Consider the following 26,410-nt stretch of genomic DNA (forward strand, 5'->3'; position numbering starts at 1 on the left):
CATGTGAGGTCGCTGGTAGCGTCCCGATCGCACCCCCGCTGAACCCTTCCCGGCGAGCCGAAAGGCGCGTACGACGTGACCCCGTACGGCGAGACACAGAGCAGTAGGCGGATCGAGGTCCGGTACGCGGCCCCGGTCGACGACTCGGCCGGCGGTGCGGCCGGCGGTTCGGGGCCGCTCACGCTCGGCCAGGACAACATGATCCGGTGCATCGGGCGCGACGCCCCCGAGCAGATCAACAAGGATTCGCTCTGGCCCGTCCCGGACGGCACCTCGGTGTCGGCCGGGCTGACCGCCCTGCGCCGGCTCGTCGAACGGCACGAGTCGCTGCGCACCTCCTTCCCCGCCGGCCCCGGCGCGGACGGCTTCCCGGAGCGCCAAGTGGTGCACCCGGAAGGCCGGTTCACCGTCACCGTGATCGAGGCGGGCGATCGCGACGGCGCCCAACTGGACGCGTTCGCAGCGGAGTTGGGCCGAGCCGACGTCGCCGTTCCGTTCGACCTGGCCGCCGCCCCGCGGCTGCGCGTCACCCTCGTCGCCGACGGGGAGCGACTGCTGCGGCTGGTCGCGGTGATCTGCCACGCGGGCGCCGACGGCGCCGCCACCGTGCTGCTGATCCAGGACTGGCTGGACCTCGCCGCCGGCAAGGACCTCCCGCCGGTCACCGCCCCGACCCCGCTGCGGATCGCGGACGCGGAACGGAGCGCGCAGGGCCGCCGCAAGTCGGCCGCCGCCCTGCGGTACTGGGCCCGCAGCCTCGCCACCGGCCCGCAGGTGGTGTTCGCCGACGCGCGGATCACCGGCCCCCCGCGCGACCACTCGGCCGTCCTGGTCCGCTCCCGCACCGCCGCCGAGGACCTCGCCGCCGTCTGCCGCCGCACCGGCGCGAGCCCGTCCGTCGTCCTGCTCGCCGCCTTCGCCGCGCTCGTCACGCACCGGTCCGGCCGTACCGAGCTGGCGCTCTCGGCGCTCTCCGCGAACCGCCAGCGCGCCGCCCTGGTCGACCACGTCGGCACCCTGGCGCAGGACGCCCTGATCCGGCTCGACACCGGGGCGGCCGACCTCGACCAGCTGATCGGCCGGGCCAAGGCGGCCTCGCTGAGCGCCTACTGGCACAGCACCCTGGACGCCGAACAGGTCTGGCGGCTCATCGAGGACTGCGCCCACCTGCGCGGCAGCCGCTTCCCCCGGCATGTCGTGGTCAACGACCTGAGCCTGACCATCCCCGCGGCCGTCGCCGACGCCCAACCCGCCGCGGCCGCCGACCCCGAACTGACCCGGGTGCCCGCCCCGCCGCTGCCGGTCCGGCTGATGTTCACCATCCTGCGGATCAGCGGCAGCCTCGACTTCGCCCTGATCAGCTGCCCGCAGGTGCTGGACCCGGACGAGACCGACCGGTTCGCGCGGGCGCTGCTCGCCGTCCTCGCCGCCGCCGCCCGCGGGCCCGTGCCGCTCGACGCCCTGCCCGGCGTCGGCGGCGTGCCGACCCCCGGTCGGAGCGGGGAGTGGCACCTGGTCGACGGTTCCTGGGTCGACCTGGCCGCCGTCCGCGCCCTGCTGGAGGCCGCCCTCGGCGCGCGGGCGGACATCGAACTGGCGCTGGACGAGGGAAGGCTGACCGCCAGGCTGACCAGCGCGGACCACGCACTCACCCCGGCCGTCGCCCACCACGCGGTGGTCGCCGCCCTGCCCGGCCGCGACACGGCGATGGCGCCGCACCACTACGTCGTCCGGCACACCGGCTCCGGGGCGGAGGCCGTCACCGCCGGCGGCGGCCGCGACCCGGACATCGCCGCCCGGCAGGCGGCGCTCACCTGAACGGGGGGAGGACGGGCAGACGCGGTCGGCTCACTCCAACGGGTCCTCGCCGTCCCACCGGACGTCCCACGAACACACCGAGGTCGCCCCCGAGGTGAGCCCCCACGGGCTCGGCACCTCCTCCTCGTCCTCGTCGCCCTGCACCGGCAGCCGGTCGATCACCGCGACCAGCCGCGGCGGCAGTTGCGGCGCCAGCCCGTGGTGGACCCGGGACAGGATGTCGCGCCGCACGTCGTCCGGCAGCAGCGGCCTGGTCATCCGCAACGGCATCGGCCCGGAGGGGCGTCCGGCCGCCGCCAGCTGGTCCGACCAGGCCCGCCAGTAGTCGGCGTCGTCGTTCTCGCCGAGCTTCAGATGGTGCAGGTGCAGGCAGTACGCCGCTGTGCCGCAGCCCGATCCGGCGGCGAAGCGCCACCAGAACTCGGCGCCCTCCTCCCGCCCGGTCGCGTACAGCAGCGCGGCGAACACCTCCGCCCCCTCGGGCTGGATCCGGCGGGCGTTCACCAGGAGGTCGAGCCCCCGGGAGGCGTCCGGCGCGCCCAGCACCAGGGCCACCACCAGGCCCAGTTCGAAGGCGGCCTGCTCGAACTCCGACGGCAGGTGTGTCGGCGCGGCCGTGAGCCGGGCCTGGCGCAGTGCTGCGATGCGCTCGGCGTGCGCGCGTTCCGGCCGGGGCACGTGAACCACCGCACGCCCCCCACCGCTCGCGCCCGCCCCGCCGGGCGGGTCGGCTTCCGGTCCGGGCGTCACAGCTGACCCGCGCGGTCCGGCAGTTCACCCGCGCGGTCGGCCGGTTCGCCCGAGCTGTCCGGCAGTTCGCCCACCCCGAGCCGGCGCGCCAGCCGTTCCCGCGCGTGCCGGAGGTTGGAGTGCACCGTCGCCACCGGCCGCCCCAGGTAGGCCGCGATCACCTTGACGTGCAGGCCCAGCAGGTACCGCAGGATGATCACATCCCGCTGCCGGTCCGGGAGTTCGAGGATCGCCGCGTACAGCCGCACCTCGTCAGCCTCGCTGTGCAGCAGCCCGTTCGCGACCTGCTTGAACGCGCCGATCACCGCGGCGAAGGTGACGGCCTCCACCGCCACCGGCTCCTCGGCGGACATCCAGTCCGAGACGTGCCGGTTCGCCAACCGCCAGGCGTACGCGGCCGGCTCCTCGAACCGCAGCACCTGCGGCCAGCAGCGGGCCAGGTCCGCCTTCACGGCCTCGACCACCAGCGCGGCGTCCGCCTGGCCGCCTATCCTGGTCAACGCGAGGGCGTGCCAGGCGGGTTCATGGGTCTCGCAGAACGACGCGTAGGTGAGGTCCAGCCGCAGGCCGAGGTCGCCACCGGCCTCCCGGTCCGACTCCGGGCCGTCGGCGCGCTCCAGCGTGGGCCCTCCCCGGTACCCGCGCACGGGGGCGCCCCTGTCGATCGTCATCGAGCCTGCTTTCCGTGGCCGCCGGCAGCTCGGCGGTCCACTCGAGGGTCGGGCTGTCTGCGCCCATCCTCAGTCCATCCGGCTCGTCACTCCAGGCCGCATCCCGAATACGGATTGTCATCCCATGGGATCAGCTGACCGGTTGGAATGCGGCGGACCGCGCCTGACCTCCGGATACGGTGGGCACCAATCGACAGGTGTCCGCGACGCCAAGGGGAACGCGATGAGCCTCTACGACGGAGTCGACCTGCGGCTCAACATGCCGCACTCGGCCCGGATGTACGACTACTACCTCGGCGGCTTCACCAACTTCGCCGCCGACCGCGAGGCCGCCGGGCACGCCCTCGCCCTCGGACCCTGGCTGCGCGTCGCCGCCCGCGCCAACCGGTCCTTCGTCCACCGCTCCACCCGTGCCCTCGCCCGGGCCGGCCTCGACCAGTTCCTCGACATCGGCACCGGCATCCCCACCCCGCCCAACCTCCACGAGGTCGCCCAGAGCGTGGAGCCGTGCGCCCGCGTCGTCTACGCCGACAACGACCCGATCGTGCTCTCACACGCCCAGGCCCTGCTCACCGGCACCCCCGAAGGCCGCACCGCCTACGTCGAGGCCGACGTCACCGACCCCGCCCGGCTCCTCGCCTCGCCCGGCCTGCGCGACACCATCGACCTCACCAGGCCCGTCGCGCTCTCCCTCAACGCCCTCCTGCACTTCGTCCCCGACACCCACGGCGCCCACGAGCTCGTCGAGCACCTCAAAGCGGCCCTCGCCCCCGGCAGCGCCCTGGTGATGACCCACGTCACCCCCGACTTCGCCCCGGCCGAGATCGCCGGCCTGGTCCGGATCTACGAATCCGCCGGCACCGCCGCCCAGGCCCGCACGCTCCCCGAGTTCACCCGCTTCTTCGACGGCTGGAACCTCATCGCCCCCGGCATCGTCCCCACCCCCCACTGGCGTCCCACCCCCACCGACCCGCCGGCCACCGCCCCCGAAGCCGCCGCCTACGCGGCCGTGGCCCTCAAACCCTGACCCCGCCGGCCGCGCCGCCCCCACCCGCCCCACCCGTGCGGCCTCGCCGCCCCGGGGACAGACTGGTGGTGGATCGATGCTGCCCGTGAGGCTGGGAGAGGCATGCTGCTGGGACTCACCACCGCCTTGGTCGCGACCGTGTGCTTCGGGTTCGGGGCGGTGTTCCAGGCGCGTGGGGCGCGGTCGGCGCCGCAGGCGGACCGGGTGCGGGCGGGGCTGCTGGCCGCGCTGGCGCGCTCGTGGGAGTTCCTGCTCGGCACCGTGCTGGACATCGTCGGTTTCGCGCTGAGCATCGTGGCGCTGCGCAGCCTGCCGCTGTTCCTCGTGCAGGCCGTCACCAATGCGAGCCTGGCCGTGACGGCGCTCGCCGCCGTCCGGCTGCTCGGGGCACGGCTGCGCCGGGGGGACGCGGTGGGAATCGTCGCCGTGGTGGTCGGCCTGACGCTGCTGGCGTCGGGGTCGGGCCGGGAGGGCCGGGAGCACGCCCCGCCGCTGTTCCACTGGGCGCTGCTCGCGACGACGGCCGTGATGCTGCTGCTGACCCTCGTCCTGGTGCGCCGGGCCGGCACCGTGGCGGCGGCCGGGCTGGGGCTGCTGGCGGGGGTGGGGTTCGGGGTGACGAGCCTGGCGGTGCGGGTGATGGACGCGTCGAGCCTGGTCGCCGTCCTCACCGACCCGGCGGCGTACGCGCTCGCGGTGGGCGGCCTCGGCGGCTACCTGGCGTACGCGCTGGCTCTGCAGCGCGGCACGGTCACGGCCGCGACCGCCGCCGGGACGGTCGCCGAGACGTTCGGTCCGGCGCTGGTGGGCGTGGCGGCGCTGGGCGACGCGGCGCGTCCGGGGTTCGAGTGGTGCGCGCTGGCGGGCTTCGCGGTGGCGGTGGGCGGCACCTTCCTGCTGTCCAGGTTCGGGGAGTTGGAGGGGCAGTCCGCGGAGGTGGCCGGTGCGCGGCCGGGCGCGGCGGACCGGGACCCTGAACCCGGTCCGGGTCCGGAGGCGGAGTCCGAGCCGGCCGTCCCGCCCCGGTAGCCCGGGCGGCGCCGCCGTGCGAAGGTGACTTGCCGGACAAATCGGACGGTTGAACGCCCACGGAGCGGCAGGTGCGCGATGGCGGACGAAGCCCAGCCCGGCCCCCGACGGCCGGGGCCCGCCGACCCTCCGGTCGTGCTCGTCACCGGCGCCTCCTCCGGCATCGGCCTGGCCACGGCCGTCCGCCTGGCCGACGCCGGCTGGCGGACCCTGCTGTCCGGTACGGACGGCGCCCGCCTGGACGAGGTCGCCGCCCGGACCGGTGGCCGCGTCCTGCCCGAGGACCTGAGCAAACCGGACGGCCCGAGCCGGCTCGCGGAGGCGGCCCTCGCGGAGGCCGGCCGGGTGGACGCGCTGGTCGCCAGTGCGGGCCTGGGGTGGCGCGGACCGTTCGCGGACACCCCCTCGGACGTCCTGGACCGGATGATCGAGGTCAACTTCGCCGCCCCGCTGCGGCTGGTCCGCCTGCTCCTGCCGGGCATGCTGGAGCGCCGCCGGGGCCGGATCGTGCTGCTCGGCTCGATGGCCGGCCAGGTCGGCGTGCGCGACGAGTCGGGGTACGCGGCGACCAAGGGCGGGCTGGCGATGTTCGCGGAGAGCCTCTGGTACGAGCTGCGCGGCACCGGGGTGGGGGTGCGCCTGGTGCTGCCGGGCCCGGTGGACACCCCGTTCTTCGACCGGCGCGGCACGCCCTACCAGCGGGAGCGGCCACGGCCCGTGCCGGCGGAGCGGGTCGCCGACACCGTGGTCGCGACCATCACCACCGGGCGTGACCGGCTCTTCGTGCCGCACTGGCTCGGCTTCCCGGCCCGGATCCACGGCGTGGCGCCGGGCGTGTTCCGGCGCATGGCCTCCCGCTTCGGGTGAGCCCGGTGAACACCGCGACCCGGGTGCTCGCGACGGCGGCCGCGGCGGCGGCCGCGGCGGAGTTCGCGCACCTGGCCCCGGCGGCGGTGCGCCTCCCGGCGCTGCGCCGCACGCTGGCCCGTCGAACCGCCGGCCTCGGCGCCGACCCGCACCACGTCGCCCTGACCTTCGACGACGGCCCCGACCCGCGCAGCACCCCGGAGATCCTGGACGCGCTGGACGCGCTGGGCGGTGTCCGGGCCACCTTCTTCCTGCTGGGCTCGATGCTGGAGCGCGCCCCCGCCCTCGGCCGGGAGCTGGTGCTGCGCGGCCACGAGGTGGCCGTCCACGGCTGGCACCACCGGCCGCAGTGGTACCCGGCCCCGGCCCGTGACCTGCGCGAACTGCGCCGCGCGACCGAGGCGGTGACCGCGCTGTGCGGGGTGCGCCCGCACTGGTACCGCCCGCCGTACGGGGTGCTGACGGCGGGCCCGGCCCTGGTCGCCCGGCGGCTGGGCCTGCGCCCGGTGCTGTGGACGGCCTGGGGCCGGGACTGGACGGCGGAGGCGACCGGGGCCTCCGTCTACGCGGCCGCCCGCCCCGGCCTCACCGGCGGCGCGACCCTCCTCCTGCACGACTCCGACTGCACCTCCGCCCCCGACTCCTGGCGGGCCACCCTCGCCGCCCTTCCGCTGATCGCCGCCCACTGCCGCGCCCACTCCCTCACCCTCGGCCCGCTCCGCGACCACGCCGTCCCGGGGGCCGCCCGCGGCTGACGGCATCGCGCCCGCCGCCGAGCGCCGGGCGGACGGCGAAGCCCCGCCTCGACCGAGGCGGGGCTTCGCCGTGTGGCGTTGCTCGGCGTCTTCTAGCGTTCGCAGGCGACGCCGTCGTTGTCGCGGTCCAGGCCGGACCGGTACCCGGGATCGCCCCGGTGCAGGGGGGCCTTGCCGGCGGCCTTCACCGCGTCGCAGTTCTTGTAGTAGGCGCTGCCGCCGGCACCGCCCTGGGAACCGCCACCCGACGCCCCGTCCGAGTTCGCGTCCGAGCCCCCGCCTGACGTTCCGCCTGACGTTCCGCCCGACGTTCCGCCCGACGACCCGCCAGTGGAACTGCCGCCGGCGTTGCCCTGGTGGTTCGGGCTGGACGGGTCGTTGCGTTCGTCCGCGTAGAGCGCCGCGTACCGGTCCGCCGGGCACGAAGCCCCCGGCTTCACCAGCTGGAGCGCGGGAGAGGCCGCCGGGTACAGCTTGCTCCCGGGCTGGAGCACGTTCGCGCACACCACCCAGGCGTCGTGGTCGGCGGGTAGCGCTAGGTCCAGGTAGCGGCTGTGCTCCTGGATCCGGTCGGCTGCGACACCGGCCGCCACCAGTAGGGCACGCGCCTCCCCGGCGGTGTGCTGGGCGACGTCGGGCATGACACCCGACACGGCGCTCGGAGTCGGAGTGGGAGTGGGAGTCGCGCTCGGAGTCGGAGTCGCGCTCAGGGTCGGCGTCGGGGACCCGGCGTCGGCCGGGGTGGCCGCCGTCGTAGCCGTAGCCGTAGCGGCCGGAGCCGGAGCGGCGGTCGTCGCCGGGGCCGCGACCGGCTGCGCCTTCTCCGGCTTCGGCCCCGTGATGACGCCCAACCAGAAGAGCGAGCCGATCAGGCAGCAGAAGGTCAGCGCCACCTTGGCGGCGACGTGCAGGCGGCGGGAGCGCCACAGCCAGATCGCGGCGAGCGGCGGTACGAACAGCAGGGTGGCGGCTCGGACGAGCCGGTTGGCCGTGGTGCGGGGCGGTACGGCCTGGGGCCCGGGCGGCCGGTGCGGGTCGGGGGTCACGAGGGGGTTCCTTCGAGCAGGAGTGTGTCCCCGGGGAGAGCGGCACCCCGGGGTGGGTGCTCCGGCCTGGGCTGGACGGCCGCCGCTGCCGGCGGGCGAGGCCGCTGTCCGGGGCCGTCCGGAGGCTTCGGAGAGTGTAAAGGACTCGTATGGAACAGGTATGCGCCAGGTAGCGAACTCCGGCCCCGGCCCCCGCCCGGGTGCACGGCTCCACCCCGGCCGGGACTCCCGTATGGCTCGCCCCGGCGCTCGGCTACGCCAGCCCCACCTGTGCCAGGGCCGCGGTGAACCCGGTGCGCCAGCGCTCCGGGGTGGCGCCGGGGGAGGGGGTGGGCGCTGGGCGGGCGAGGGCGGCGAGGGCGTTGCGGACCACCTCGGCGGGGTGCGCGGAGGCGACGTCGGCGTGGCCGAGTTCCAGCTCGTGTTGGAGGTTGTCGCGGCCGTGGCCCTGGACGACGTCGAGCAGCAGCAGTCGCCGTCCGAGGGCGCGGGCCTCGCTACAGGTGTCGCCGGAGCTGGTGACGACGAGGTCGGCGGCGGCCATCAGGGCGGGGATCCGGTCGGTGTAGCCGAAGGGGTGCAGGCGCGGCTCCCGGCGGGCGGCGGCCCGCAGCCGCCGTTCCAGTTCCCGGTTGCGCCCGGCGACGGCGAGCACGTGCGGACCGGCGGCGGCGAGCGAGGCGGCGGTGCGGGCGAGCGGTCCGAGCCCCCAGGCGCCGGACATCAGCAGCACGCACCGCCCGCCCGCCGGGACGCCCAGTTCGGCACGCGCCTCGGCCCGGCCGGGCGGCCGGTAGAACGGTTCCCGCAGCGGAGCGGGCAGGACGGTGACGGCGGCGTCCGGCCGGTAGCGGCGGACGGCGCAGGCGGCGACCTCGGAGGTGACCAGGAACAGGTCGGTGCCCTCCTGCACCCAGAGCCGGTGCGGTGTCACGTCGGTGCAGAACACGAAGTGCCGGAAGTCCCGTTGCGGCAGCCGGTTGACGGCCGAGGTGGCGGTGGCGAACACGGAGACCACCAGCTGCGGCCTTTGCACTGCGACCAGTTGGCGCAGGGCCGGGACGAGCCGGCTGCGGGCGGCCGCGTCGGCGAGCAGCGCGAGCCGGGCGCCGGGCCGCAACGCCGAGAAGTGGAAGGCGTCGTACACGCCGGGCAGGTCGAGCAGCCGCCGGAACACGGCCTCCCCGGCGGCGCCGGAGCGCTCCCCGAGCAGGGCCATCGCGTCGACCGTGTGGGTGGTCCAGCCGCGGGCCCGCAGGGTGTCGGCGCAGGCCTGGGCCATCACGTCGTGGCCCTGGCCGAGGGAGCCGGAGACGAGCAGGGCGTGCGGCATCGGGCGGCCCGCTCAGGAGGCGGCGGAGGCGGCTGCGGCGGCCCGGTACCAGTCGGCGTAACTCCGCACGCCGTCCGCGAAGTTGGTGTGCGGAGACCAGCCGAGCAGGCGCTTGGCCTGGGCGCAGGAGATCCGCCGCCCGGTGTAGTCGGCCTTGCGGCCGTCGATGTGCTCGATCGAGACCGGCCCCAGCAGGTCGTCGACGGTGTCGGCGATGTCGCGCACCGAGACGGCGGTGGAGCCCTCCAGGGCGAAGGTCTGGTCCTCGGCGGCGGGGGACAGGGCCCGGACGTGGGCGTCGGCGAGGTCCTCGACGTAGACGAAGTTGCGGCTCTGCCGCCCGTCGCCGGCGATGGTGATCGGTCGCCCGGTGAGCGCGGCCTGGACGAACCGGGCGACGACCAGTTCGTCGCGCATCCGGGGCCCGTACGGGATGCCGTAGCGCAGGATGGTGAAGTGCTGCCCGTACAGCTCGCGGTAGCTGTGCACCAGCATCTCGGCGGCGAGCTTGGTGGCCACGTAGAGGTGGCCGCTGTGTTCCAGCTCGATCGGCACGTGTTCGTCCAACTCCTGCTCCCCGCCGTCGAGTTGATCGTCGGTGAGAGCGGCGCCGTAGACCCAGACGGTGCTCGCCAGCACGGTGCGGCTCAGCCCGCTGCGCCGGGCGGCCTCCAGGACGGCCTCGGTGCCGTCGATGTTGGTCCGCACGGCCCGCACCGGGTCGGCGGAGACCTGTTCGACGTCGGCCATCGCGGCGAGGTGGTACACCACTTCACTGCCGGCCAGCGCGGAGGTGAGGGCCGCGAGGTCGAGGATGTCGAGCCGGGCGTGTTCGGCGTCGGGGTTGAGGTACTTGTCGGTGGTGTCCACCGCGAGGACGTCGTGGCCGGCCGCGAGCAGGTGGTCCACGACGTGTGACCCGATGAATCCACATCCCCCGGTGACGGCTATCCGCACGATCTCTCTCCTTGTCGGGCTCCGTGTCGAGCGCCTTCTCGAACTCCGTGTCGAGCGCCTCGGCGCGCCCGCCTGGTCGGGTCGACCCCGCCCCGGCTATCCGGCGAGTCTCCGGTGCACCGCCGAGACGGCCTCGATGACCTGCTCCGTCTCGTCCCCGGTCATGTCGGAGTGCACCGGCAGGCACACCTGCCGCGCGCAGACGTCCTCGGCGACCGGCAGCGGCCCGCGCCGGTAGGGGGCGAGGACGGGCTGCAGGTGCAGCGGCAGGTCGTACACCTCGCCGGACAGCCGCACGCCGTACTCCTCGGCGACCGCCCGCTTGAACGCGGCGCGCTCCACCCCGGGCGGCAGCAGCGCCACGTACTTGTAGTAGTTGCCGCGGCAGCCGGGCGGTTCGAGCACCGGCTCCAGGCCGTCGAGCCCGGCCAGCGCCTCGTCGTAGCGGCGGGCGACGGCCCGGCGGGTCTCGATGAACTCCTTGAGCCGGCGCAGGTGCACGGCGCCGACGGCCGCGCTGAGCTCGCTCATCCGCCAGGCGTGGCCGAGCCGGACGTGGTGGTTGGTGGTGAAGGAGCCCTTGCCCTGGTCGCGGTAGGTGCGGGCCTCGTCGCGCAGCTCGGGCGACTCGGTGAGGACCAGGCCGCCCTCGCCGCTGGTGGTGACCTTGGTCGGGTAGAACGAGAAGGCCCCGGCCAGGCCGAACGTCCCGGCGCTGCGCCCGTCGAGGCTGCTGCCGTGGGCGTGTGCGGCGTCCTCGACCAGCGGGACGCCGTGCCGGTCGCAGAGCGCGCGCAGCTCCTCGACCCGCGGGGTGATCAGTCCGCCGATGTGGACGAGTACGACGGCTGCGGTATCGGGGGTGAGGGCCGGCTCCAGCGTCTCGGGGGAGAGCGCCAGGGTGGCCGGGTCGACGTCGGCGATCACCGGACGCCCGCCGGCGTGCAGGACGGCGCCGGCGGTCGCGTAGAAGGTGACGGCCGGCACGACGACGTCGCGGCCCCGGACGTCGACCGTGCGCAGGATCACCTCCAGCGCCGCGGTGCCGCTGCTCACCGCGACGGCGTGCGAGGCGCCGTGCTCGGCGGCGAAGGCCTGCTCGAAGCGCTCGGTCCACGGGCCCAGGGTGAGGGCGCCGGTGGTGAGCATCTCCATCACCGCCTCGGCGACGGCCGCGCGGTCGGATTCGTCGAACACGATGCGGGCGGCTGGAACGCCCATGGGCACCTCCGGCGGCGGGCTGGGGTCAGCACCGATCGGGTCAGATGGGTCCGAACCACAGGAAAAGGGTCGGGCCTGGCACATCACGCTACTTCGCCCGCCGGGCCGCGGCCCGGCGTCGCCGCCCGCCCGGGTGACGGCGCCCGGCCCCGTCGCCGCCCTGTCACTGCCCCCGTCACCGTCCCGCCGTCGCCGGGAGTGCGCCCGACTTCTCCCGCCACAGCTGATGCGCTTCCGCCGTCCGGGGAGAGTCCGTACTGCGTCCGCAGTACGCAAACGGCCTGCGCAGGGACGACGACGGAGGAGGGGTCGGCGATCAAGGATGGGTCATGCTGCGGGCGGTCCGCGCCGAAAGGCGCCGGGGCGGCCGTGGTGCGCACGCTGACCGAGATCCGAAGGAGTCCACTCTTCCGTGGCCACGTTCCTGTACCGCCTGGGCCGCTGGGCCTTCGTCCGACGCCGGTTGGTGACCCTGCTCTGGGTCGCCGTGCTGGCGGTCTGCGGAGTCCTGGCGGCCAAGGCGCCCGCCGCACCCGACGACGGCTTCGCGATGCCCGGTACGGAGGCGCAGAAGGCCTTCGACCTGATGAACGAGCGCTTCCCCGGCGGCCACGCCGACGGCGCCTCGGCCCGCCTGGTGTTCGTCGCCCCGTCCGGGCAGAAGATCACCGCCGAGCCCAACCAGCAGGCGGTGGAGCGGACGGTCGCCGAGCTCGCCCACGCCGACGAGGTCACCGGCGCGGTCAGCCCGTTCAAGGCCAACACCGTCTCCAAGGACGGCACCACCGCGTACGCGACCGTCAGCTACTCCGTCAAGGCGGGCGAGCTGTCCAAGGGCGCCACCGACGCCCTCGAACAGGCCGCCCAGCACGGGCGGGACGCCGGGCTCAAGGTCGAGGTCGGCGGCAACGCGCTGATGGCCAAGCCCGAGGCCGGCGGCAGCAGCGAGATGATCGGCATGGCGCTGTCCGCGGTCGTCCTGGTGATCACCTTCGGCTCACTCGTGGCCGCGGGCCTGCCGCTGCTCACCGCCGTGATCGGGGTCGGCCTAGGCATGGCCCTGATCACCGGGCTGGGCAGCACGCTCGGCCTGTCCTCCACCACCAGCACGCTCGCGATGATGCTGGGCCTCGCGGTCGGCATCGACTACGCCGTGTTCATCGTCTCCCGCTTCCGGGCCGAGCTCGCCGAGGGCCACACCCCGCAGGAGGCGGCCGGCCGGGCCGTCGGCACAGCAGGCTCCGCCGTGGTGTTCGCCGGGCTCACCGTGGTGATCGCCCTGGCCGGGCTCTCGGTGGTCGGCATCCCGATGCTCGCCAAGATGGGCATGGCCGCGGCCGGCACGGTGGTCATCGCCGTCCTGGTCGCGCTCACCCTGGTCCCCGCGCTGCTCGGCTTCATCGGCCGCCGGGTGCTGCCCCGCAAGGCCCGCAAGGGCGCCGTCCAGCCGAAGAAGGAGAACGGCGGCTCCCGCTGGGCCAAGTTCGTGCTGCGCCGCCCGCTCGCGGTGCTGCTCGGCGGCGTGATCGGCCTCGGGGTGCTCGCCGCCCCCGCGCTCGACCTGCGGCTCGGCCTGCCCGGGGACGAGTCCAAGCCGACCTCCACGACCCAGCGCCGCGCCTACGACCTGCTGTCCGAGGGCTTCGGCCCCGGCTTCAACGGGCCGCTGACCGTCATGGTGGACGTCAAGGGCACGCCCGATCCGAAGGCCGCCGCGAGCGAGGTCGCCAAGACGGTCTCCGGGCTGCCCGGCGTGGTCTCCGTCACCCCGCCGATGTTCAACAAGGCGGGGGACACCGCCCTGCTGAACGCCGTCCCGTCCACCGGTCCGAGCGCTGCGGAGACCAAGGACCTGGTCCAGGCGATCCGCGGCCACGCCGCCGGCCTCAAGACGAGCACCGGGGCGACGGTCCTGGTCAGCGGCACGACGGCGATGAACATCGACGTCTCGCAGAAGCTCACCGACGCGCTGGTGCCCTACCTCGCGGTGGTCGTCGGCCTCGCCGTCGTCCTGCTGCTGGTGGTGTTCCGCTCGGTGCTCGTCCCGCTGAAGGCGGCGCTCGGCTTCCTGCTCTCGGTGGCCGCCGCGCTCGGCGCGGTCGTCGCGGTCTTCCAGTGGGGCTGGCTGGCCAACCTGATCGGCGTCGAACAGACCGGCCCGGTGATGAGCATGATGCCGATCTTCATGGTCGGCGTGGTCTTCGGCCTCGCCATGGACTACGAGGTGTTCCTGGTCACCCGGATCCGCGAGGGCTTCGTCCACGGCGAGCAGCCCGACGAGGCCATCGTCACCGGCTTCCGGCACAACGCCCGGGTGGTCACCGCCGCCGCGTTCATCATGATCGCCGTCTTCGCGGGCTTCATCGGCATGGGCGAACCGATGATCAAGATGATGGGCCTGGGCCTCGCCGCGGCCGTCGCCTTCGATGCCTTCGTGGTCCGGATGGCCATCGTCCCGGCCGTCCTGGCCCTGCTCGGCCGCCGCGCCTGGTGGCTGCCGCGCTGGCTGGACCGGCTGATACCGGACATCGACGTCGAGGGCAGCAAGCTGCAGACCGCCGCCCCCGAACCGGCCCCGGTCCGGGAGTCCGTCGGCGTCTAGGGCGTGTCTTCAAGCCCCCGTCGACCCCCCTGCGGACCAGCCGGGGCCCGTCCCGATCCACGGGGCGGGCCCCGGCCCGGACAATGGTTCGATCCCTACCGTTACCGTTGCTGTCGGGGTCCGCCACGCACACGGCGGCCCCCGACCCGGCCCACCCCGCCCGGCAGGGCGCGGTTCGGCACGAACTGGCAGAACCCGGCGAGGGTGCCGCCAGGGCACCCCCGACCCGGAGAGCACCACGATGAGCGACACCTGGCAGCGGCTGCGCCGCGACCACCCCCGGCTGCTCGACGCCGTCGGCGGCGCCGTGCTGATCGCGATGACCGGCCTCGGCGTCACCGTCGACCAGACCGGCCACGTCATCTCCTTCAGGCCGCTCAGCGCCACCATCGCGCTGGCCTCCGCCGTCACCGTGTTCGCCCACCGCCGGCACCCGCGGACCGTGGTCGTCATCACGCTGATCTGCACGATGGCCCTCATCCTCACCACCCCCCGCCTCACCCCCGGGCTGGCCACCCCGCTGCTGCTCGCCCTCTACTTCCTCGCCGTCCGCACCGACCGCGCCACCGCCCTGCGCGCCTCGATCGCCTCCGCCGTCCTGCTCACCGGCACCTCGCTGATCGGCGACGGCGGCGGCCCGATCGGCCAACGGCTCGGCGTCCTCGCCTGGGCCCTGCTGCCCGGCGCCCTCGGCGACTCCATCCGCAACCGCCGCGCCCACCTCGCCGCCATCGAGGAACGCGCCGAACGCGCCGAACGTACCCGCGAGGAGGAGGCCCGCCGCCGGGTCGCCGACGAGCGGATCCGGATCGCCCGCGACCTGCACGACGTCGTCGCCCACCACATTGCCCTCGCCAACGCCCAGGCCGGCATCGCCGTCTACCTCATGGACCGCCACCCCACCCAGGCCCGCGAGGTGCTCAGCCACATCACCGACGCCACCGGCTCCGCGCTCCAGGAACTGCGCGCCACCGTCGGCCTGCTGCGCCGCGCCGAGGAGCCCGCCCCGCTCGAACCGGCTCCCGGCCTCGACCGGCTCCCCGAGCTGATCAACGCCTTCGAACGCACCGGCCTGCCGGTGCGGCTCACCGTCGAGGGTGAGGCCCGCGCGCTCTCGCCCGGCGTGGACCTCACCGCCTACCGGATCGTCCAGGAGTCCCTGACCAACGTCGCCAAGCACGCCCAGGGCGCCGGCGCCGAGATCACCCTCGCCTACAGCGGCAGCCGGGTCGCCGTCAGCGTCGCCAACGGCCGCCCGCCGACCAGCGCCCGCCCCCGGCAGGCCCTGCTGCCCCATCCGGCCCCCGGCGAGGGCGGCTTCGGACTGATCGGCATGCGCGAACGGGCCGGCGCGGTCGGCGGCCGCCTCACCGCCGACAGCCGGCCCGACGGCGGCTTCCTGGTCACCGCCGAACTTCCGCTGCGCACCGGCGCCCGGGACGACAGCGCCGGTCGCGGTGGCTGTGCCGGTCGCGGTGACAGCGCCGTACGGGCGGACCGTGCGGGCCGGGAAGACCGTGCCGTTCGAGTAGACCGTGCCGGCCGGGAAGACCGTGCCGTTCGAGTAGACAAGGACCACGCATGACCATCCGGGTACTGCTCGCGGACGACCAGGCGCTGCTGCGCGGTGCGTTCCGGGTGCTGATCGACGCCGAGGACGACATGGAGGTGGTCGGCGAGGCCGCCGACGGCCACCAGGCCGTCGAACTCGCCCGCGCCACCCGCCCCGACATCGTCCTGATGGACATCCGCATGCCCGGCGCCGACGGCCTCGGTGCGACGGCCGCCATCTGCGGCGACGAGGACCTGGCCGGCACCCGGGTGCTGATCCTCACCACCTTCGAGATCGACGAGTACGTGGCCCAGGCACTGCGGGCCGGCGCCGGCGGCTTCCTCGGCAAGGGCGCGGACCCGGCGGAACTGCTCGCGGCCGTCCGCACCGTCGCCGCCGGGGACGCCCTGCTCTCGCCCGCCGCCACCCGGGCCGTCATCGACCAGCTCCTCGCCCAGCCCGATCCGGCGGCCGGCGGCACCTCCGAGCGGCTGTCCGTGCTCACCGCGCGCGAGCGCGAGGTGATGTCGATGGCCGCCACCGGGCTCACCAACGAGGAGATCGCCGAGCGGATGTTCGTCAGCCCGTTCACCGTCCGCACCCACGTCCACCGCGCGATGGCCAAGCTGGACGCCCGGGACCGGGCCCAACTCGTCGCGATCGCCTACCAGTCCGGCCTGGTCCCGCCGGGCCGTCCGGCCTGACCGGCGAAGGCCCGCCCGTCGGCTCATCCGTCGGCCGGTCCGTCGGCCCGTCCGTCCAACTCGCCTGGTTTGCGCCGGTGGCAGGGCTGAGCGACCGTCAAACTCCGGCCATATGTCGGTGATCTGAATTCCGGCCTGCCCGAAAACGACCTCCGAACTGGTGTATCAGCGAGTAGTCTGCCGATGACTCAGGATGAGGAGGGTGTTCGTGGAAACGAAGGACACGGCAGGCGAGGTGCGGATTCTCCAGCCGTTGCCCGGGCGCACGGCGGACGGATCGCAGGAGTTCGACCTGCGGTTGACGCGTTTGCTCCGCCTGCTCGGGGCTGAGGCCGCGCACGGGGCGGACTTCCCGAGCGCGGCCCGGTGGGAGGTCCACAAGGCGCTTTCCGGGCGTACCGACCTGCCCGAGGAGTACTTCGAGGCACTGCTGGAAGCGGCGATCTACGACCCCAACCCGAGCTTCAACCGGCGCTTCGTCGAGCCGGCCCTGCTCGCTTTCGGCCAGCGCCGGGTCCGGCTGACCCTGCTCGGCTACCTGCACACCGGCACCGACACCGAGCGCGCCGGCGCCGCCCGGGCCTGGTACTGGACGTCCCTGTCGGTCGGGGACGGCCGCAGCACGGCCGCCGCCGACGAAGGCTCGACCGTGCGGGACGCCTGGTACGAGGCCGCCCTGCGGGAGTTCGTCGCCAACGAGGACCTGGACGTGCGGCGCTGCATCCTCCCCGGGCTGCCCCTCGTGCCGCGTGCCTACCCGTCGCGGCTGCACGCCCTGGTGGAGGCCGCGGTGGCCATCGCGAGGGCGCACCCCGACGAGTACATCCGGCACCGCGCCGAGGTCCAGGTCGGTCTCTGACCGCCCCCGGCCCCGCCAGGCCCACCGGCGGGGCCGGGCGACCGCGCTGGGGGGGCGAACTCGGCCGTCACGGCGCCCCCTTGGCGGCCCCGTCGACCGGGTGGGTCAGCCCGTCTTGACGGTGATCTCGCCGATGTTCGTCCCGAGGTCCAGCTTGTACTGGCCGTTCGGGTCGTTCTGGACGCCGATGTGCTTCTCGCCCAGGTCGGTCGAGGCGGTGACGTGGTAGGAGGCGGTCGGCACGGTCACGTTGATCTCGCCGTTGGAGGTCTTCGCCGTGATGTTCTGGGCCTTGCCGGGGGTGAGCTTGATCCCGCCGTTGTCGGTCTTGGCGCTGACCCGGTCACCCTTGAGCGAAGTGCCCTTGATCTCGCCGTTGTCGGTGCGCACGTCGACCGGCCCGGCCACGTCGTCGAGCGTGATGTCGCCGGAGCTGGTGTGCACCGAGACGTCGCCGACCTGGGTGAGCTTGATCCCGCCCGCCGACGTCCCCCCGGTGATCGGCAGCCCCGGCGGCAGCTCGACGGTGTAGTCCACCGAGCAGTTGCGTCCGCAGCCGCCGAGCACCAGCACGCCGCCGTCCACCCGGGTGCTCGCGCCCGGCTTGCCGCTCCGGTACGTGATGTTGCGGTGGACGGCGGCCTGGGTGGCGCCGGCCTTGCCGCGTACGGTCACCTCCCCGGCGTCGCTGTCCAGCCGGATGCCGGTGATCTTGTCCGTGACGGTGGCGTCGTCGGTGAAGTTGGTCCCGATCGGGTTGCAGGCGCTGAGCACCCCGGCGGAGACCCCGGCGACCACGAGAGCCCCCGCGAAACGGTGGTACCTGCCCATGTTCGTCCCCCATGTGTCCTGCGCTGCTTGTTGCGCGATAGCCCCTGATGACCGCCCCCGTCCGGAGCCGTCCCGACGACAGTAACCGCACGTGGTGGCCCCGGTCGGTGGTATTAACCCCCCTAAAGCGACTCCAGCCAGCCCCCCGGCGCCGCTCCACCCACCCTCACCCGTGTCCACCTGGGCCCACCCGTGCCCACCGGTGCCCCTGCCGTCGCCCCGGGGAGAAATCTGTAGACCGGCCTACATATTTTCCGGGGGCGGCCGCGGAGCCGTTTTCCGCACAGGAAGTCGGACCTGCCGACTTCCTGCGCGGAAGCGAGCCCGGCGTCCTCCCGGCGGGAGAGAATCTGTAGACCGGTCGGTATATTTTCCCCGGGGCGCCGTCAGGGCTTGCGACCCACCGCGCCGTAGATGCTGACGCGGTCGGCGCCGGGGGCGGGGGCGGTGTCGGGGCGCCAGAGGGGGACGGTGGTGATGCCGGGGTCGAGGAGGTCGAGGCCGTCGAAGAAGGTGCGGACCTCGTCGCGGGTGCGGCCGACGAGGGGGGCGGTGGCCTTGTCGTAGATGCCGGTGACGCGGTCGCGGACCTCGGCGGGGATGAAGTCGGCAGTGCCGTGCGAGAGGACGAGGTGGCTGCCGGAGGGGAGCGCGTCCATCAGCGTGTCGACCGCTTGGTACGGCTTGTCCTCGTCGCGCAGGAAGTGCAGGACGGCGGCCAGGACGAGGCCGACCGGTCGGGAGAGGTCGAGGAGCCCTGCGGCCTCGACGGCGGCGAGTACGGCGGACGGCTCGCGCAGGTCGGCCTGGAGGACGGCGGTCCGCCCCGGGCCCGTGCCGGACATCAGGGCGCGGGCGTGGCTGAGCACGATCGGGTCGTTGTCGACGTAGGCGACCTGCGCCCCGGGGTTGGCGGCCTGGGCGATCTCGTGGGTGTTGCCGGCGGTGGGGATGCCGGTGCCGATGTCGAGGAACTGGTCGATGCCGAGGTCGGCGACGCAGCGCACCGCGCGGGTGAGGAAGCCCCGGTTGGCCCGTGCGGTGGAGCGGAACTCCGGATTGGCGGCGAGCGCCTTCTCGGCGGCGGCCCGGTCGGCGGGGAAGTTGTCCTTCCCGCCGAGGTAGTAGTCGTACATCCGGGCCGGGTGCGGGATGTCGGGCCGTAGGTCGGCCGGGGTTCCGGCCTCGCCGGACTCCCACGGGTCGTCGTGTCCCACGGCCGCTGCCTCCGTCTGTTGACGATCGTATGATCTGCTTGCAACTCCCTCGGCGGACAGCCTAAAGCCCAGGTCACGGCCCTGGTGGCGGTTGGTCGGGTCACCCCTGTATGTCCGTTTTCGTCGCCCATCGCGCGCCCCCGGTCGTCCCGGCGCAGGATGGGAGGTCCCGGCGGCGAACCGTCGCCGGACGACGGAAGCGGAAAGGCCGGGGAACGGGAGGTCCGACGCCGTGGTGATCGCTATGGCAGACATCCGCGAATGGCGCGGCCACGTCGTGGTCGACGAGAAGAGCCACCGCATCGGCTCGCTGGAGTCCGTCTATGTGGAGACGGCCACCGACCAGCCGTTCTTCGCCACCGTCACGGTCGGCCTGGTGACCAAGCGCCGCCTGGTGTTCGTCCCGCTCGACGGGGCGGTCGTCGGGCCGGACTACGTCCGGGTGGCGTTCCCGAAGAACCAGGTCAAGCAGGCGCCGTCGATCGGCACCGACGACGTCCTGCCCGCCGAGGAGGAACCGGCCGTGTTCGCGCACTACGGGCTCCCGTACGAGACCGGCGCCGGCGGCGAGCGCCGCCTCGCCCGCCGCTGAACACCGTCGCTGAGCACTGTCGCTGAGCACCGCCGCTGAACCGTCGAACACCCCAGCGCCCCTCGCCCGCATCGCCCCGCCCGGGAATGGATACCCCGCCGGGTACAGTTGTCAGTCGACAGTCGATGCGAAAGGCGGCCCGGACATGCAGGTGGACGAGGAGTCGGTCGGCGCGGTCCTGAACCGGCTGCGCCGTGCCCAGGGCCAGTTGGCCGGGGTGATCGCGATGATCGAGGCGGGCCGTGACTGCAAGGACGTGGTCACCCAGCTCGCGGCGGTCTCGCGCGCCCTGGACCGGGCCGGGTTCAAGATCGTGGCCAGCGGCATGCGCCAGTGCATGGCCGTATCCGACGAGGACACCCCGCCGATGAGCGAGGCCGAGCTGGAGAAGCTGTTCCTCGCCCTGGCATAAGTCAGGAAGCCGAGGAGCGCAGAAGCCAAGAGGCGCAGAGGCGCAGCAGCGCAGGAGGGCCGCGACGGATCCCGTCGCGGCCCTCCCGGCGCTTCCGGCGTTTCCGCCGAGGATTCCCGCCGCCCGCCACGGAGTTCCCGAACCGCCCGATGGGCCGTCACGCGCCGTTCACGTCCCGGTCGCTGACTTTCGGATGAATGAGGGCCGCCCACAGTTGTACAGCCAACTGTCGGGTCCTCCCTCCCCAGCCTCCGTGACCAGCCGCGCGCGGACCCGGCGCCGACCCCCGGCGGACCGGGCCCCGGGCGGCGGACAGGACAACCGTGGCCGCAGGCAGCGCCCTGACCCTCACCTCCTCCGCCAACCCCGCCGAAGGCGACCGGCTCACCTTCCACTGGACGACCGACGCCCCCGACGCCAAGAACTGGGTCGGCGTCTACGACGGCGGCCGTCAGCCCGGCAACGGCAGCTCCCTCGTCTGGAAGTACGTCCCGGGCACCTCCGGCGACCTCCAGCTCGACACCTCCGCGCTGACCGGCGGCCCGTACACCGCCTACCTGCTCGCCAAGGACGGCTACGGCGTCCTCGCCCAGACGGCCCCGTTCAGCTTCCGCGCCAAGCCGGCCGTCGTCCGCCCGCACAGCGCCGTGGACGCCCTCACCACCGCGCCCGTCGCCCCCGGCGCGGCGGTCTCCGTCAAGCTCGGCGGCCTCTGGTCCCGCCCGGCCGGCAACCCGGCGGGGAGCGCCGCCTTCCGCAAGGTCAGCGGGCCGTCCTGGCTGAACGTCACCGCCGACGGCACGCTCACCGGCACCGCGCCCGCGGCGGGCAAGAGCCCCGAGGTGGCCGTCGTCGGCGTCAAGGACAGCGCGGGTGCCGTCGACACCGTCACCGTCCTCATCCCCGTGGTCGACCCCGCCGCGCCGCCGCGCCTCAAGGCCGCCAGCTGGAACCTGCACGACGCCGGCGCCGGGTACACCGACGCCCTGGAGAAGCAGCTGCGCGTCGTCCTCACCCAGGGCCTGGACGTGCTCGCCCTCCAGGAGACCGCCGGTGAGCGGGCGAAGACCCTGGCCGACGCGCTCGGCTGGTACGCCTACCAGAGCCCCGGCAGCGTCGGCATCCTGAGCCGCTACCCGCTCGCCGACGTCACCCCGCCGACCGCCGACCTGCCCGCCGCTGGGGCCACCGTGCAGCTCCCCGGCGGCCGGGCCGTCCGGTTCTGGGCCGCGCACCTCGACGAGGCCGGCTACGGCCCGTACGCGCTCCAGGACGGTCGGACGGCCGCCCAGACGGAGGCGGCCGAGACCGCCTCGCTCCGCCTGAAGCAGGCCAAGGCCCTGGCCGCCGCAGTGAGCGCGGACATCGCCCGGCGGACCCCGGTGGTGCTCGCCGGCGCCCTCTCCTCGCCGTCCCACCTGGACTGGACGGCCGCCACCGCCGCCGCGCACGGCGGCGTCGGGGTGCTCAACTGGCCCGTCGGCGTGGCCCTCCAGGGCGCGGGGCTGACCGACACCTTCCGCGAGGAGCACCGCGACCCGGTCAAGTTCCCGGGCGCGACCTGGTCGCCGACCCGCAAGCAGCGCGGCGCCAAGCCCGAGCCGCAGGACCGCATCGACTACGTCCAGTACGCGGGCCCGCTGAAGCTGGTCGAGGCGCACACCCTGGTCGCCGACTGGCCGCAGCCCGAGCCGAACACCGCCGCCAACGAGTGGCCCTCCGACACCGCCGCCGCCGTCGCCACTTTCCAGCTCTGAGAGGCCAGTTCGTGATGTCCGAGCTCTCCCGCCGCACCTTCGTCGGCGCCACCGCGGCCGTCGGCGCCACCGCCCTGACCGGATTGGGCGCCGCCCCCGCCGAGGCCGCCCCCGCCGCCGCCCCTGCCGCCTCCGAGCGGCTGACGGGCACCATCAAGGACGTCAAGCACGTCGTCGTGCTGATGCAGGAGAACCGCAGCTTCGACCACTACTTCGGCACGCTCAGCGGCGTCCGCGGCTTCGGCGACAAGCAGGCGCTCCAATTCCCGGACGGCGCCGACGTGTTCCGCCAGCCGGACAGCCGCCGCAGCGACGGCGGAGCCATGCTGCCGTACCGGATGGACACCTCGAAGTACAACGCGCAGAACGCCGGCGGCCTGCCCCACGACTGGGCGACCGGCCACCAGGCGATCAACAACGGCGCGATGAACAAGTGGATCGCCGCCAAGGGCGAGCGCACCATGGGCTACTTCACCCGGGACGACATCCCCTACCAGTACGCCCTGGCCGACGCGTTCACCCTCTGCGACGCCTACTTCACCTCCCTCGCCGGCCCGACCGACCCCAACCGGCTCTACCTCTGGACGGGCACCTCCGGCCCCGGCCGCGACGGCACCACCGGGCCCTGGATCGACAACACCCCGGTCACCGACAACCCCGTCGCCGACTGGACCACCTACGCCGAGCGCCTGGAGCAGGCCGGCGTCAGCTGGCGGGTCTACCACAACCCCAGCAAGGACGACCGCACCGGCGACTACGACGACAACGCCCTCTCCTACTTCAAGCAGTTCCACAACTTCCCGCCCACCGACCCGCGTTACATCAACGCGATGACCAAGTTCGACCCGGCCGCCTTCGACCGCCACTGCAAGGACGGCACCCTGCCGACCATCTCCTGGCTGGTCGCCCCCTACCTCTTCTCCGAGCACCCGGAGGCCGGCCCGGCGTACGGGGCGCACTGGGTCAACCAGGCCCTCCAGTCGCTGATGTCCAACCCGGCGGTGTGGGAGCACACCGTCTTCCTGGTCATGTACGACGAGAACGACGGCTACTTCGACCACATGGTCCCGCCCACCCCCGAGCCCGGCACTCCCGAGGAGTTCACCCAGGGCCGCGCCATCGGCCTCGGCAACCGCGTCCCGCTGTGGGTCGTCTCGCCCTGGTCGCGCGGCGGTTGGGTCAACTCCCAGGTCTTCGACCACACTTCCGTGCTGCGCTTCATGGAGCTGGTCACGGGCGTCGCCGAGCCGAACATCTCGGCCTGGCGCCGGTCCGTCTGCGGCGACCTCACCAGCTGCTTCGACTTCGCCGCGCCGAACCCGTCCGTCCCGTCGCTGCCCGACACCACCGCCCTGATGGCCAGGGCCGACGCGGGCACCAAGCTGCCCGGCGTCGCCCTCCCGGCGGTCGGAGCCCAGTCGATGCCCGTCCAGGAGCGCGGCGAGCGCCCGCACCGCCCGCTGCCCTACCAGCCGTGGGCCGACGTGGAGGTGGACCGCAAGACCGGCAAGGTCACCTGCACGATGAGCAACGACGGTTCGGTGGCCTTCCCGTACACCGTCTACCCGAACATCGCGCTGCCCTTCGCGGGCACCCCGTACACCGTCGCCCCCGGCGCCACCGCCCGGTACGTCTGGGACGCCGCCACCACCAACGGCCGCTACGACTTCACCGTCCACGGCCCGGACGGCTTCGTCCGCCGCTTCGCCGGCACCGTGGTCCGGGACGGGCAGGACGGCCAGAACGACATCGGCGTGCCGATCGTCACCGCCGACCTGCACGGCAGCGTGCGGCTCACCTTGCAGGTGGCCAACGACGGCATGACCGACGTCTCCTTCACCGCCGCCCCCAACGACTTCGCCGGCACCGCGCAGACCGTCCGGGTCAAGCCCGGGCAGCAGGTGAACCTGTCCTGGCCGCTGGACAAGCAGGGGCGCTACGACGTCGTCGTCACCGCCCACACCGGCCTGCGCTTCGTGCAGCGCTACGCGGGCTGGGTGCACTGACCCGGTAGCGGGCGGGCCGCGGGCCGGGGGCGCCGAACCGGTGACCCCCGGCCGTGGCTCGGCCGTCCGGGCGGGGCCCGGGGCTACCGTCGGGCGCATGCAGAAGATCACCACCTTCCTCTGGTTCGACGGCCAGGCCGAAGCGGCCGCCACCTTCTACACCTCGCTCTTCCCCAACTCCCGCATCACGCAGGTCACCCGCTACCCCGAGACCGGCCCCGGCGGAGCCGGCTCGGTCATGACCGTCGCCTTCGAACTCGCCGGGCGGGAGTACGCGGCCCTCAACGGCGGCCCCGAGTTCCACTTCACCGAGGCCATGTCGCTGCAGGTGGAATGCGAGGATCAGCAGGAGGTCGACGAGCTCTGGGCCGAGCTCACCGCCGACGGCGGCCAGGCGGGCCCGTGCGGCTGGCTCAAGGACCGCTTCGGCCTCTCCTGGCAGATCACCCCGCGCGTCCTGCTCGACCTGATCGCCGACGAGGACCGGGCCAAGGCCGGCCGGGTGATGGCGACGATGATGCGGATGCAGAAGATCGAGGTCCAGCCGCTGCTCGACGCGGCCAGGGGCTGACGCGATGGCCGCGCCCGCCTTCCGCAGCACCCTCTACCTGCGCGCCACCCCCGAGCGGGTCTGGCACGCCCTCACCAACGCCGACGAGTCCGGCCTCTACTGGGGCCACCGCAACGTCTCCACCTGGCTGCCCGGCGCGCCCTGGGAGCACCAGCGGGCCGACGGCTCCGGGACGGCCGACGTGATCGGCGTCGTCGAGGCCGTCGACCGCCCGCACCGGCTGGTCACCACCTGGGCGGGGCCCGGGGAACGACGCCCGGGCGGTCCCTCCCGGGTCACCTTCGAGCTCCGGGGCTGGCACGACCTCACCCGGCTCACCGTCACCCACGACCAGCTGGCCGACGAGGCCGAGCGGGCGGACGTCGAGCAGGGCTGGTCGGCGGTGCTGTCCAACCTGAAGACCTACCTGGAGACCGGCCACCCGCTCCCGCAGGAACCCTGGTCGATGCCCTGAGCCCCCTGAGCCCCCTGAGCCTCCTGAGCCCGACGCAGGGTCAGCGCCCGGCCCGCACCGCCGGGCGCGCCCGCTCGCCCCGGACGAACCGGCGCAGCCCGGCGAACCGCGAGAACCGCTCCCGGCTCGCCACCGAGGCCCGGTCCAGCTCCTCCATCAGCCGCCGGCTGCGGTGCTCCAGGTCCAGTTCGTCCAGGATCCGGTCCACCTCGGCCAGTATCGAACCGTGCAACTGCCACGCCTCCGGGTGCTCCCGCACCTTCTGCAGCAGCACCTGGGCGACGTTCTCCCGGCAGGTCCAGGCCGCGGCCAGCTCGGCGGTCAGCCGCCGCTCCGCCTCCTCGGCGCTGCGGCTCACCTGGGTGGTGACCAGCACCGCGAAGCTGACCATGGCCCCGCCGACGTGCGCCAGCAGTTCCTCCAGGCCCACCGCGACGTCCGGCGGGAACAGCCGCTCGCCGGGCGCGCGCCGCTTGGCCAGGTCGGTCAGCGAGCGGGCCAGCACCCGGATCACCACCACGCAGATCTCCAGGGTGTCCAGTCCGGTGCGCAGCACCAGCCGGGACAGCAGTCCGTCGTTGATCCGCGGATTGAGCCGCAGGCTGTCCTCCGCCTGGCGCAGTGCCACGTCCACGTCGGCGATGGCGTGGTCGAGCCGGCGGGCCTCGTGCAGCTGCTCGGCGGCCCGGGCGACCGGGGTCGGACGGCCCAGCTGTTCGGCGATGTCCAGCAGCAGCTGCCGGGCCCGCCGGGCGAGGTCCTCGATCGACTCCCCGGCGGTGTCCACCCAGACCGGCGGGGCGAACAGCAGGTTGAACAGCAGGCCGACGGCGGCGCCGATCAGCGTCTCCAGCACCCGGTCCCAGGCCTGCGAGGCGAGCCCGCTGACGCCGAGGATCAGCATGGCGCTGATCGCGACCTCCTGGACGAACTCCTCGACCCGGACGAACCGGCCGACGACCAGCGAGGCCAGGATGATCAGCCCGAGGCTCCACCAGGAGAGCCCCACCACGGCGCTGAAACCGGTCGCGATCAGCACGCCGACCACCACCGAGTTGACCCGGCGGATGCTGGTCTTGAGCGTCGAGTAGACGGTGACCTGCACCACCAGCAGCGCGGTGAGCGGGGCGGTCAGCGGGGCCGGCTCGTTGCTGAGCCGGGTGGCCACCGCGAAGGCGAGGGTGGCGGCCACGGTGGCCCGTACGGTCTGGACGACGAAGGGTTCTCGGGCACCGCGGCGGATCAGGGCCGTGAGGGACTCCGGGAGAAGGGCCATGTCGCCCTTCTTTCCCTGTGGCAGCCCTTCACACCGCCGAGCCGCCCGACCGGCACCCGTATGCCCGGGCCCGGGTCACGGGACAGAACATCCGGCGGGCCAC

General features: G+C 74.0%; 24 protein-coding genes. 15 read left to right on the forward strand and 9 right to left on the reverse strand.

Annotated features, from left to right (window positions below; all coding sequences use genetic code 11):
- Nucleotides 1-75: 75 nt before the first annotated feature.
- Complete coding sequence (locus ACFWPT_RS13965; RefSeq protein WP_380481909.1) at nucleotides 76-1,818, forward strand: condensation domain-containing protein; 1,743 nt, start codon at nucleotides 76-78, stop codon at nucleotides 1,816-1,818.
- 30 nt (nucleotides 1,819-1,848) lie between these two features.
- Here ACFWPT_RS13965 and ACFWPT_RS13970 read toward each other — a convergent pair whose 3' ends face one another.
- On the reverse strand, nucleotides 1,849-2,496 hold the full coding sequence (locus ACFWPT_RS13970) for a hypothetical protein (RefSeq protein WP_363374696.1): 648 nt from the start codon (nucleotides 2,494-2,496) through the stop codon (nucleotides 1,849-1,851).
- A 68-nt stretch (nucleotides 2,497-2,564) separates the two neighbouring features.
- A complete protein-coding gene (locus ACFWPT_RS13975; RefSeq protein ID WP_063350675.1) occupies nucleotides 2,565-3,239 on the reverse strand; it encodes an RNA polymerase sigma factor in 675 nt (224 codons plus the stop codon).
- A 223-nt stretch (nucleotides 3,240-3,462) separates the two neighbouring features.
- Between ACFWPT_RS13975 and ACFWPT_RS13980 the strand changes: the two genes are divergently transcribed.
- The 4 genes from ACFWPT_RS13980 (at nucleotide 3,463) to ACFWPT_RS13995 (ending at nucleotide 6,917) form a co-directional block, all read left to right on the forward strand.
- Nucleotides 3,463-4,266, forward strand: coding sequence for an SAM-dependent methyltransferase (locus tag ACFWPT_RS13980; protein WP_380481911.1), 804 nt, complete (start codon nucleotides 3,463-3,465; stop codon nucleotides 4,264-4,266).
- Nucleotides 4,267-4,368: 102 nt separating this feature from the next.
- Complete coding sequence (locus tag ACFWPT_RS13985) at nucleotides 4,369-5,295, forward strand: hypothetical protein (RefSeq protein ID WP_380481913.1); 927 nt, start codon at nucleotides 4,369-4,371, stop codon at nucleotides 5,293-5,295.
- Between the two features lie 78 nt (nucleotides 5,296-5,373).
- Nucleotides 5,374-6,162 (forward strand): SDR family NAD(P)-dependent oxidoreductase, encoded by a 789-nt coding sequence (locus ACFWPT_RS13990; RefSeq protein ID WP_063350678.1) that lies wholly within the window; start codon nucleotides 5,374-5,376, stop codon nucleotides 6,160-6,162.
- A gap of 5 nt (nucleotides 6,163-6,167) precedes the next feature.
- Nucleotides 6,168-6,917, forward strand: coding sequence for a polysaccharide deacetylase family protein (locus ACFWPT_RS13995; protein WP_380481915.1), 750 nt, complete (start codon nucleotides 6,168-6,170; stop codon nucleotides 6,915-6,917).
- A 92-nt stretch (nucleotides 6,918-7,009) separates the two neighbouring features.
- On the opposite strand, the gene ACFWPT_RS14000 is transcribed toward ACFWPT_RS13995, so the two are convergent.
- From ACFWPT_RS14000 to ACFWPT_RS14015, 4 genes are all read right to left on the reverse strand, one after another.
- Nucleotides 7,010-7,963: an excalibur calcium-binding domain-containing protein gene (locus tag ACFWPT_RS14000; RefSeq protein WP_380481917.1), complete on the reverse strand. Its 954-nt coding sequence runs from the start codon at nucleotides 7,961-7,963 to the stop codon at nucleotides 7,010-7,012.
- Nucleotides 7,964-8,216: 253 nt separating this feature from the next.
- Nucleotides 8,217-9,296, reverse strand: a complete 1,080-nt coding sequence (locus ACFWPT_RS14005) for a hypothetical protein (protein WP_380481919.1) — start codon at nucleotides 9,294-9,296, stop codon at nucleotides 8,217-8,219.
- A gap of 12 nt (nucleotides 9,297-9,308) precedes the next feature.
- Nucleotides 9,309-10,253: an NAD(P)-dependent oxidoreductase gene (locus tag ACFWPT_RS14010; RefSeq protein WP_063350681.1), complete on the reverse strand. Its 945-nt coding sequence runs from the start codon at nucleotides 10,251-10,253 to the stop codon at nucleotides 9,309-9,311.
- Nucleotides 10,254-10,349: 96 nt separating this feature from the next.
- The gene (locus ACFWPT_RS14015) at nucleotides 10,350-11,474 is read right to left on the reverse strand and encodes a DegT/DnrJ/EryC1/StrS family aminotransferase (RefSeq protein ID WP_380481921.1); all 1,125 of its coding nucleotides are present in this window, start codon (nucleotides 11,472-11,474) and stop codon (nucleotides 10,350-10,352) included.
- Nucleotides 11,475-11,886: 412 nt separating this feature from the next.
- On the opposite strand from ACFWPT_RS14015, the gene ACFWPT_RS14020 reads away from it, so the two are divergent.
- The 4 genes from ACFWPT_RS14020 to ACFWPT_RS14035 all read left to right on the forward strand — a co-directional run bounded on the left by ACFWPT_RS14020 (nucleotide 11,887) and on the right by ACFWPT_RS14035 (nucleotide 17,191).
- A complete protein-coding gene (locus ACFWPT_RS14020) occupies nucleotides 11,887-14,076 on the forward strand; it encodes an MMPL family transporter (protein ID WP_380481923.1) in 2,190 nt (729 codons plus the stop codon).
- A 241-nt stretch (nucleotides 14,077-14,317) separates the two neighbouring features.
- Entirely contained in the window at nucleotides 14,318-15,661 is a 1,344-nt protein-coding gene (locus ACFWPT_RS14025) for a sensor histidine kinase (protein ID WP_063350684.1), read from the forward strand.
- On the forward strand, nucleotides 15,658-16,332 hold the full coding sequence (locus ACFWPT_RS14030; RefSeq protein WP_063350685.1) for a response regulator transcription factor: 675 nt from the start codon (nucleotides 15,658-15,660) through the stop codon (nucleotides 16,330-16,332). The genes ACFWPT_RS14025 and ACFWPT_RS14030 overlap by 4 nt, the downstream gene beginning before the upstream one ends.
- Nucleotides 16,333-16,540: 208 nt before the next feature.
- Nucleotides 16,541-17,191 carry a hypothetical protein gene (locus ACFWPT_RS14035; protein WP_363374723.1) on the forward strand — a complete coding sequence of 217 codons (651 nt, stop codon included), beginning with the start codon at nucleotides 16,541-16,543 and terminating at the stop codon, nucleotides 17,189-17,191.
- Between the two features lie 105 nt (nucleotides 17,192-17,296).
- On the opposite strand, the gene ACFWPT_RS14040 is transcribed toward ACFWPT_RS14035, so the two are convergent.
- Both ACFWPT_RS14040 and ACFWPT_RS14045 read right to left on the reverse strand, forming a co-directional pair.
- A complete protein-coding gene (locus ACFWPT_RS14040) occupies nucleotides 17,297-18,022 on the reverse strand; it encodes a DUF4097 family beta strand repeat-containing protein (RefSeq protein ID WP_063350686.1) in 726 nt (241 codons plus the stop codon).
- Between the two features lie 386 nt (nucleotides 18,023-18,408).
- Nucleotides 18,409-19,239: an SAM-dependent methyltransferase gene (locus tag ACFWPT_RS14045; protein ID WP_380481925.1), complete on the reverse strand. Its 831-nt coding sequence runs from the start codon at nucleotides 19,237-19,239 to the stop codon at nucleotides 18,409-18,411.
- Nucleotides 19,240-19,483: 244 nt separating this feature from the next.
- Between ACFWPT_RS14045 and ACFWPT_RS14050 the strand changes: the two genes are divergently transcribed.
- The 6 genes from ACFWPT_RS14050 to ACFWPT_RS14075 all read left to right on the forward strand — a co-directional run bounded on the left by ACFWPT_RS14050 (nucleotide 19,484) and on the right by ACFWPT_RS14075 (nucleotide 25,031).
- The gene (locus ACFWPT_RS14050; protein WP_063350688.1) at nucleotides 19,484-19,831 is read left to right on the forward strand and encodes a PRC-barrel domain-containing protein; all 348 of its coding nucleotides are present in this window, start codon (nucleotides 19,484-19,486) and stop codon (nucleotides 19,829-19,831) included.
- Nucleotides 19,832-19,976: 145 nt separating this feature from the next.
- Nucleotides 19,977-20,243 carry a metal-sensitive transcriptional regulator gene (locus tag ACFWPT_RS14055; RefSeq protein ID WP_063350689.1) on the forward strand — a complete coding sequence of 89 codons (267 nt, stop codon included), beginning with the start codon at nucleotides 19,977-19,979 and terminating at the stop codon, nucleotides 20,241-20,243.
- 323 nt (nucleotides 20,244-20,566) lie between these two features.
- On the forward strand, nucleotides 20,567-22,000 hold the full coding sequence (locus tag ACFWPT_RS14060) for an endonuclease/exonuclease/phosphatase family protein (protein WP_380481927.1): 1,434 nt from the start codon (nucleotides 20,567-20,569) through the stop codon (nucleotides 21,998-22,000).
- Nucleotides 22,001-22,014: 14 nt separating this feature from the next.
- Nucleotides 22,015-24,006, forward strand: a complete 1,992-nt coding sequence (locus tag ACFWPT_RS14065; RefSeq protein WP_380378359.1) for a phosphocholine-specific phospholipase C — start codon at nucleotides 22,015-22,017, stop codon at nucleotides 24,004-24,006.
- A 97-nt stretch (nucleotides 24,007-24,103) separates the two neighbouring features.
- Complete coding sequence (locus ACFWPT_RS14070) at nucleotides 24,104-24,577, forward strand: VOC family protein (RefSeq protein WP_063350692.1); 474 nt, start codon at nucleotides 24,104-24,106, stop codon at nucleotides 24,575-24,577.
- Between the two features lie 4 nt (nucleotides 24,578-24,581).
- A complete protein-coding gene (locus tag ACFWPT_RS14075) occupies nucleotides 24,582-25,031 on the forward strand; it encodes an SRPBCC family protein (protein WP_380378358.1) in 450 nt (149 codons plus the stop codon).
- A gap of 40 nt (nucleotides 25,032-25,071) precedes the next feature.
- Here the strand turns inward: ACFWPT_RS14075 and ACFWPT_RS14080 are convergent, their stop codons facing one another.
- The gene (locus tag ACFWPT_RS14080) at nucleotides 25,072-26,307 is read right to left on the reverse strand and encodes an aromatic acid exporter family protein (RefSeq protein WP_063350694.1); all 1,236 of its coding nucleotides are present in this window, start codon (nucleotides 26,305-26,307) and stop codon (nucleotides 25,072-25,074) included.
- Between the last annotated feature and the right edge of the window lie 103 nt (nucleotides 26,308-26,410).

Source organism: Kitasatospora sp. NPDC058478 (assembly GCF_042720345.1).
Taxonomy (GTDB): domain Bacteria; phylum Actinomycetota; class Actinomycetes; order Streptomycetales; family Streptomycetaceae; genus Kitasatospora.

Coding starts and splice junctions, on each gene's coding strand:
- ACFWPT_RS13975 (WP_063350675.1), bottom strand. CDS start 3,239: ATGACGATCGACAGGGGCGCCCCCGTGCGCGGGTACCGGGGAGGGCCC.
- ACFWPT_RS13980 (WP_380481911.1), top strand. CDS start 3,463: ATGAGCCTCTACGACGGAGTCGACCTGCGGCTCAACATGCCGCACTCG.
- ACFWPT_RS13985 (WP_380481913.1), top strand. CDS start 4,369: ATGCTGCTGGGACTCACCACCGCCTTGGTCGCGACCGTGTGCTTCGGG.
- ACFWPT_RS13990 (WP_063350678.1), top strand. CDS start 5,374: ATGGCGGACGAAGCCCAGCCCGGCCCCCGACGGCCGGGGCCCGCCGAC.
- ACFWPT_RS14005 (WP_380481919.1), bottom strand. CDS start 9,296: ATGCCGCACGCCCTGCTCGTCTCCGGCTCCCTCGGCCAGGGCCACGAC.
- ACFWPT_RS14015 (WP_380481921.1), bottom strand. CDS start 11,474: ATGGGCGTTCCAGCCGCCCGCATCGTGTTCGACGAATCCGACCGCGCG.
- ACFWPT_RS14025 (WP_063350684.1), top strand. CDS start 14,318: ATGAGCGACACCTGGCAGCGGCTGCGCCGCGACCACCCCCGGCTGCTC.
- ACFWPT_RS14030 (WP_063350685.1), top strand. CDS start 15,658: ATGACCATCCGGGTACTGCTCGCGGACGACCAGGCGCTGCTGCGCGGT.
- ACFWPT_RS14040 (WP_063350686.1), bottom strand. CDS start 18,022: ATGGGCAGGTACCACCGTTTCGCGGGGGCTCTCGTGGTCGCCGGGGTC.
- ACFWPT_RS14050 (WP_063350688.1), top strand. CDS start 19,484: ATGGCAGACATCCGCGAATGGCGCGGCCACGTCGTGGTCGACGAGAAG.
- ACFWPT_RS14055 (WP_063350689.1), top strand. CDS start 19,977: ATGCAGGTGGACGAGGAGTCGGTCGGCGCGGTCCTGAACCGGCTGCGC.
- ACFWPT_RS14065 (WP_380378359.1), top strand. CDS start 22,015: ATGTCCGAGCTCTCCCGCCGCACCTTCGTCGGCGCCACCGCGGCCGTC.
- ACFWPT_RS14070 (WP_063350692.1), top strand. CDS start 24,104: ATGCAGAAGATCACCACCTTCCTCTGGTTCGACGGCCAGGCCGAAGCG.
- ACFWPT_RS14075 (WP_380378358.1), top strand. CDS start 24,582: ATGGCCGCGCCCGCCTTCCGCAGCACCCTCTACCTGCGCGCCACCCCC.
- ACFWPT_RS14080 (WP_063350694.1), bottom strand. CDS start 26,307: ATGGCCCTTCTCCCGGAGTCCCTCACGGCCCTGATCCGCCGCGGTGCC.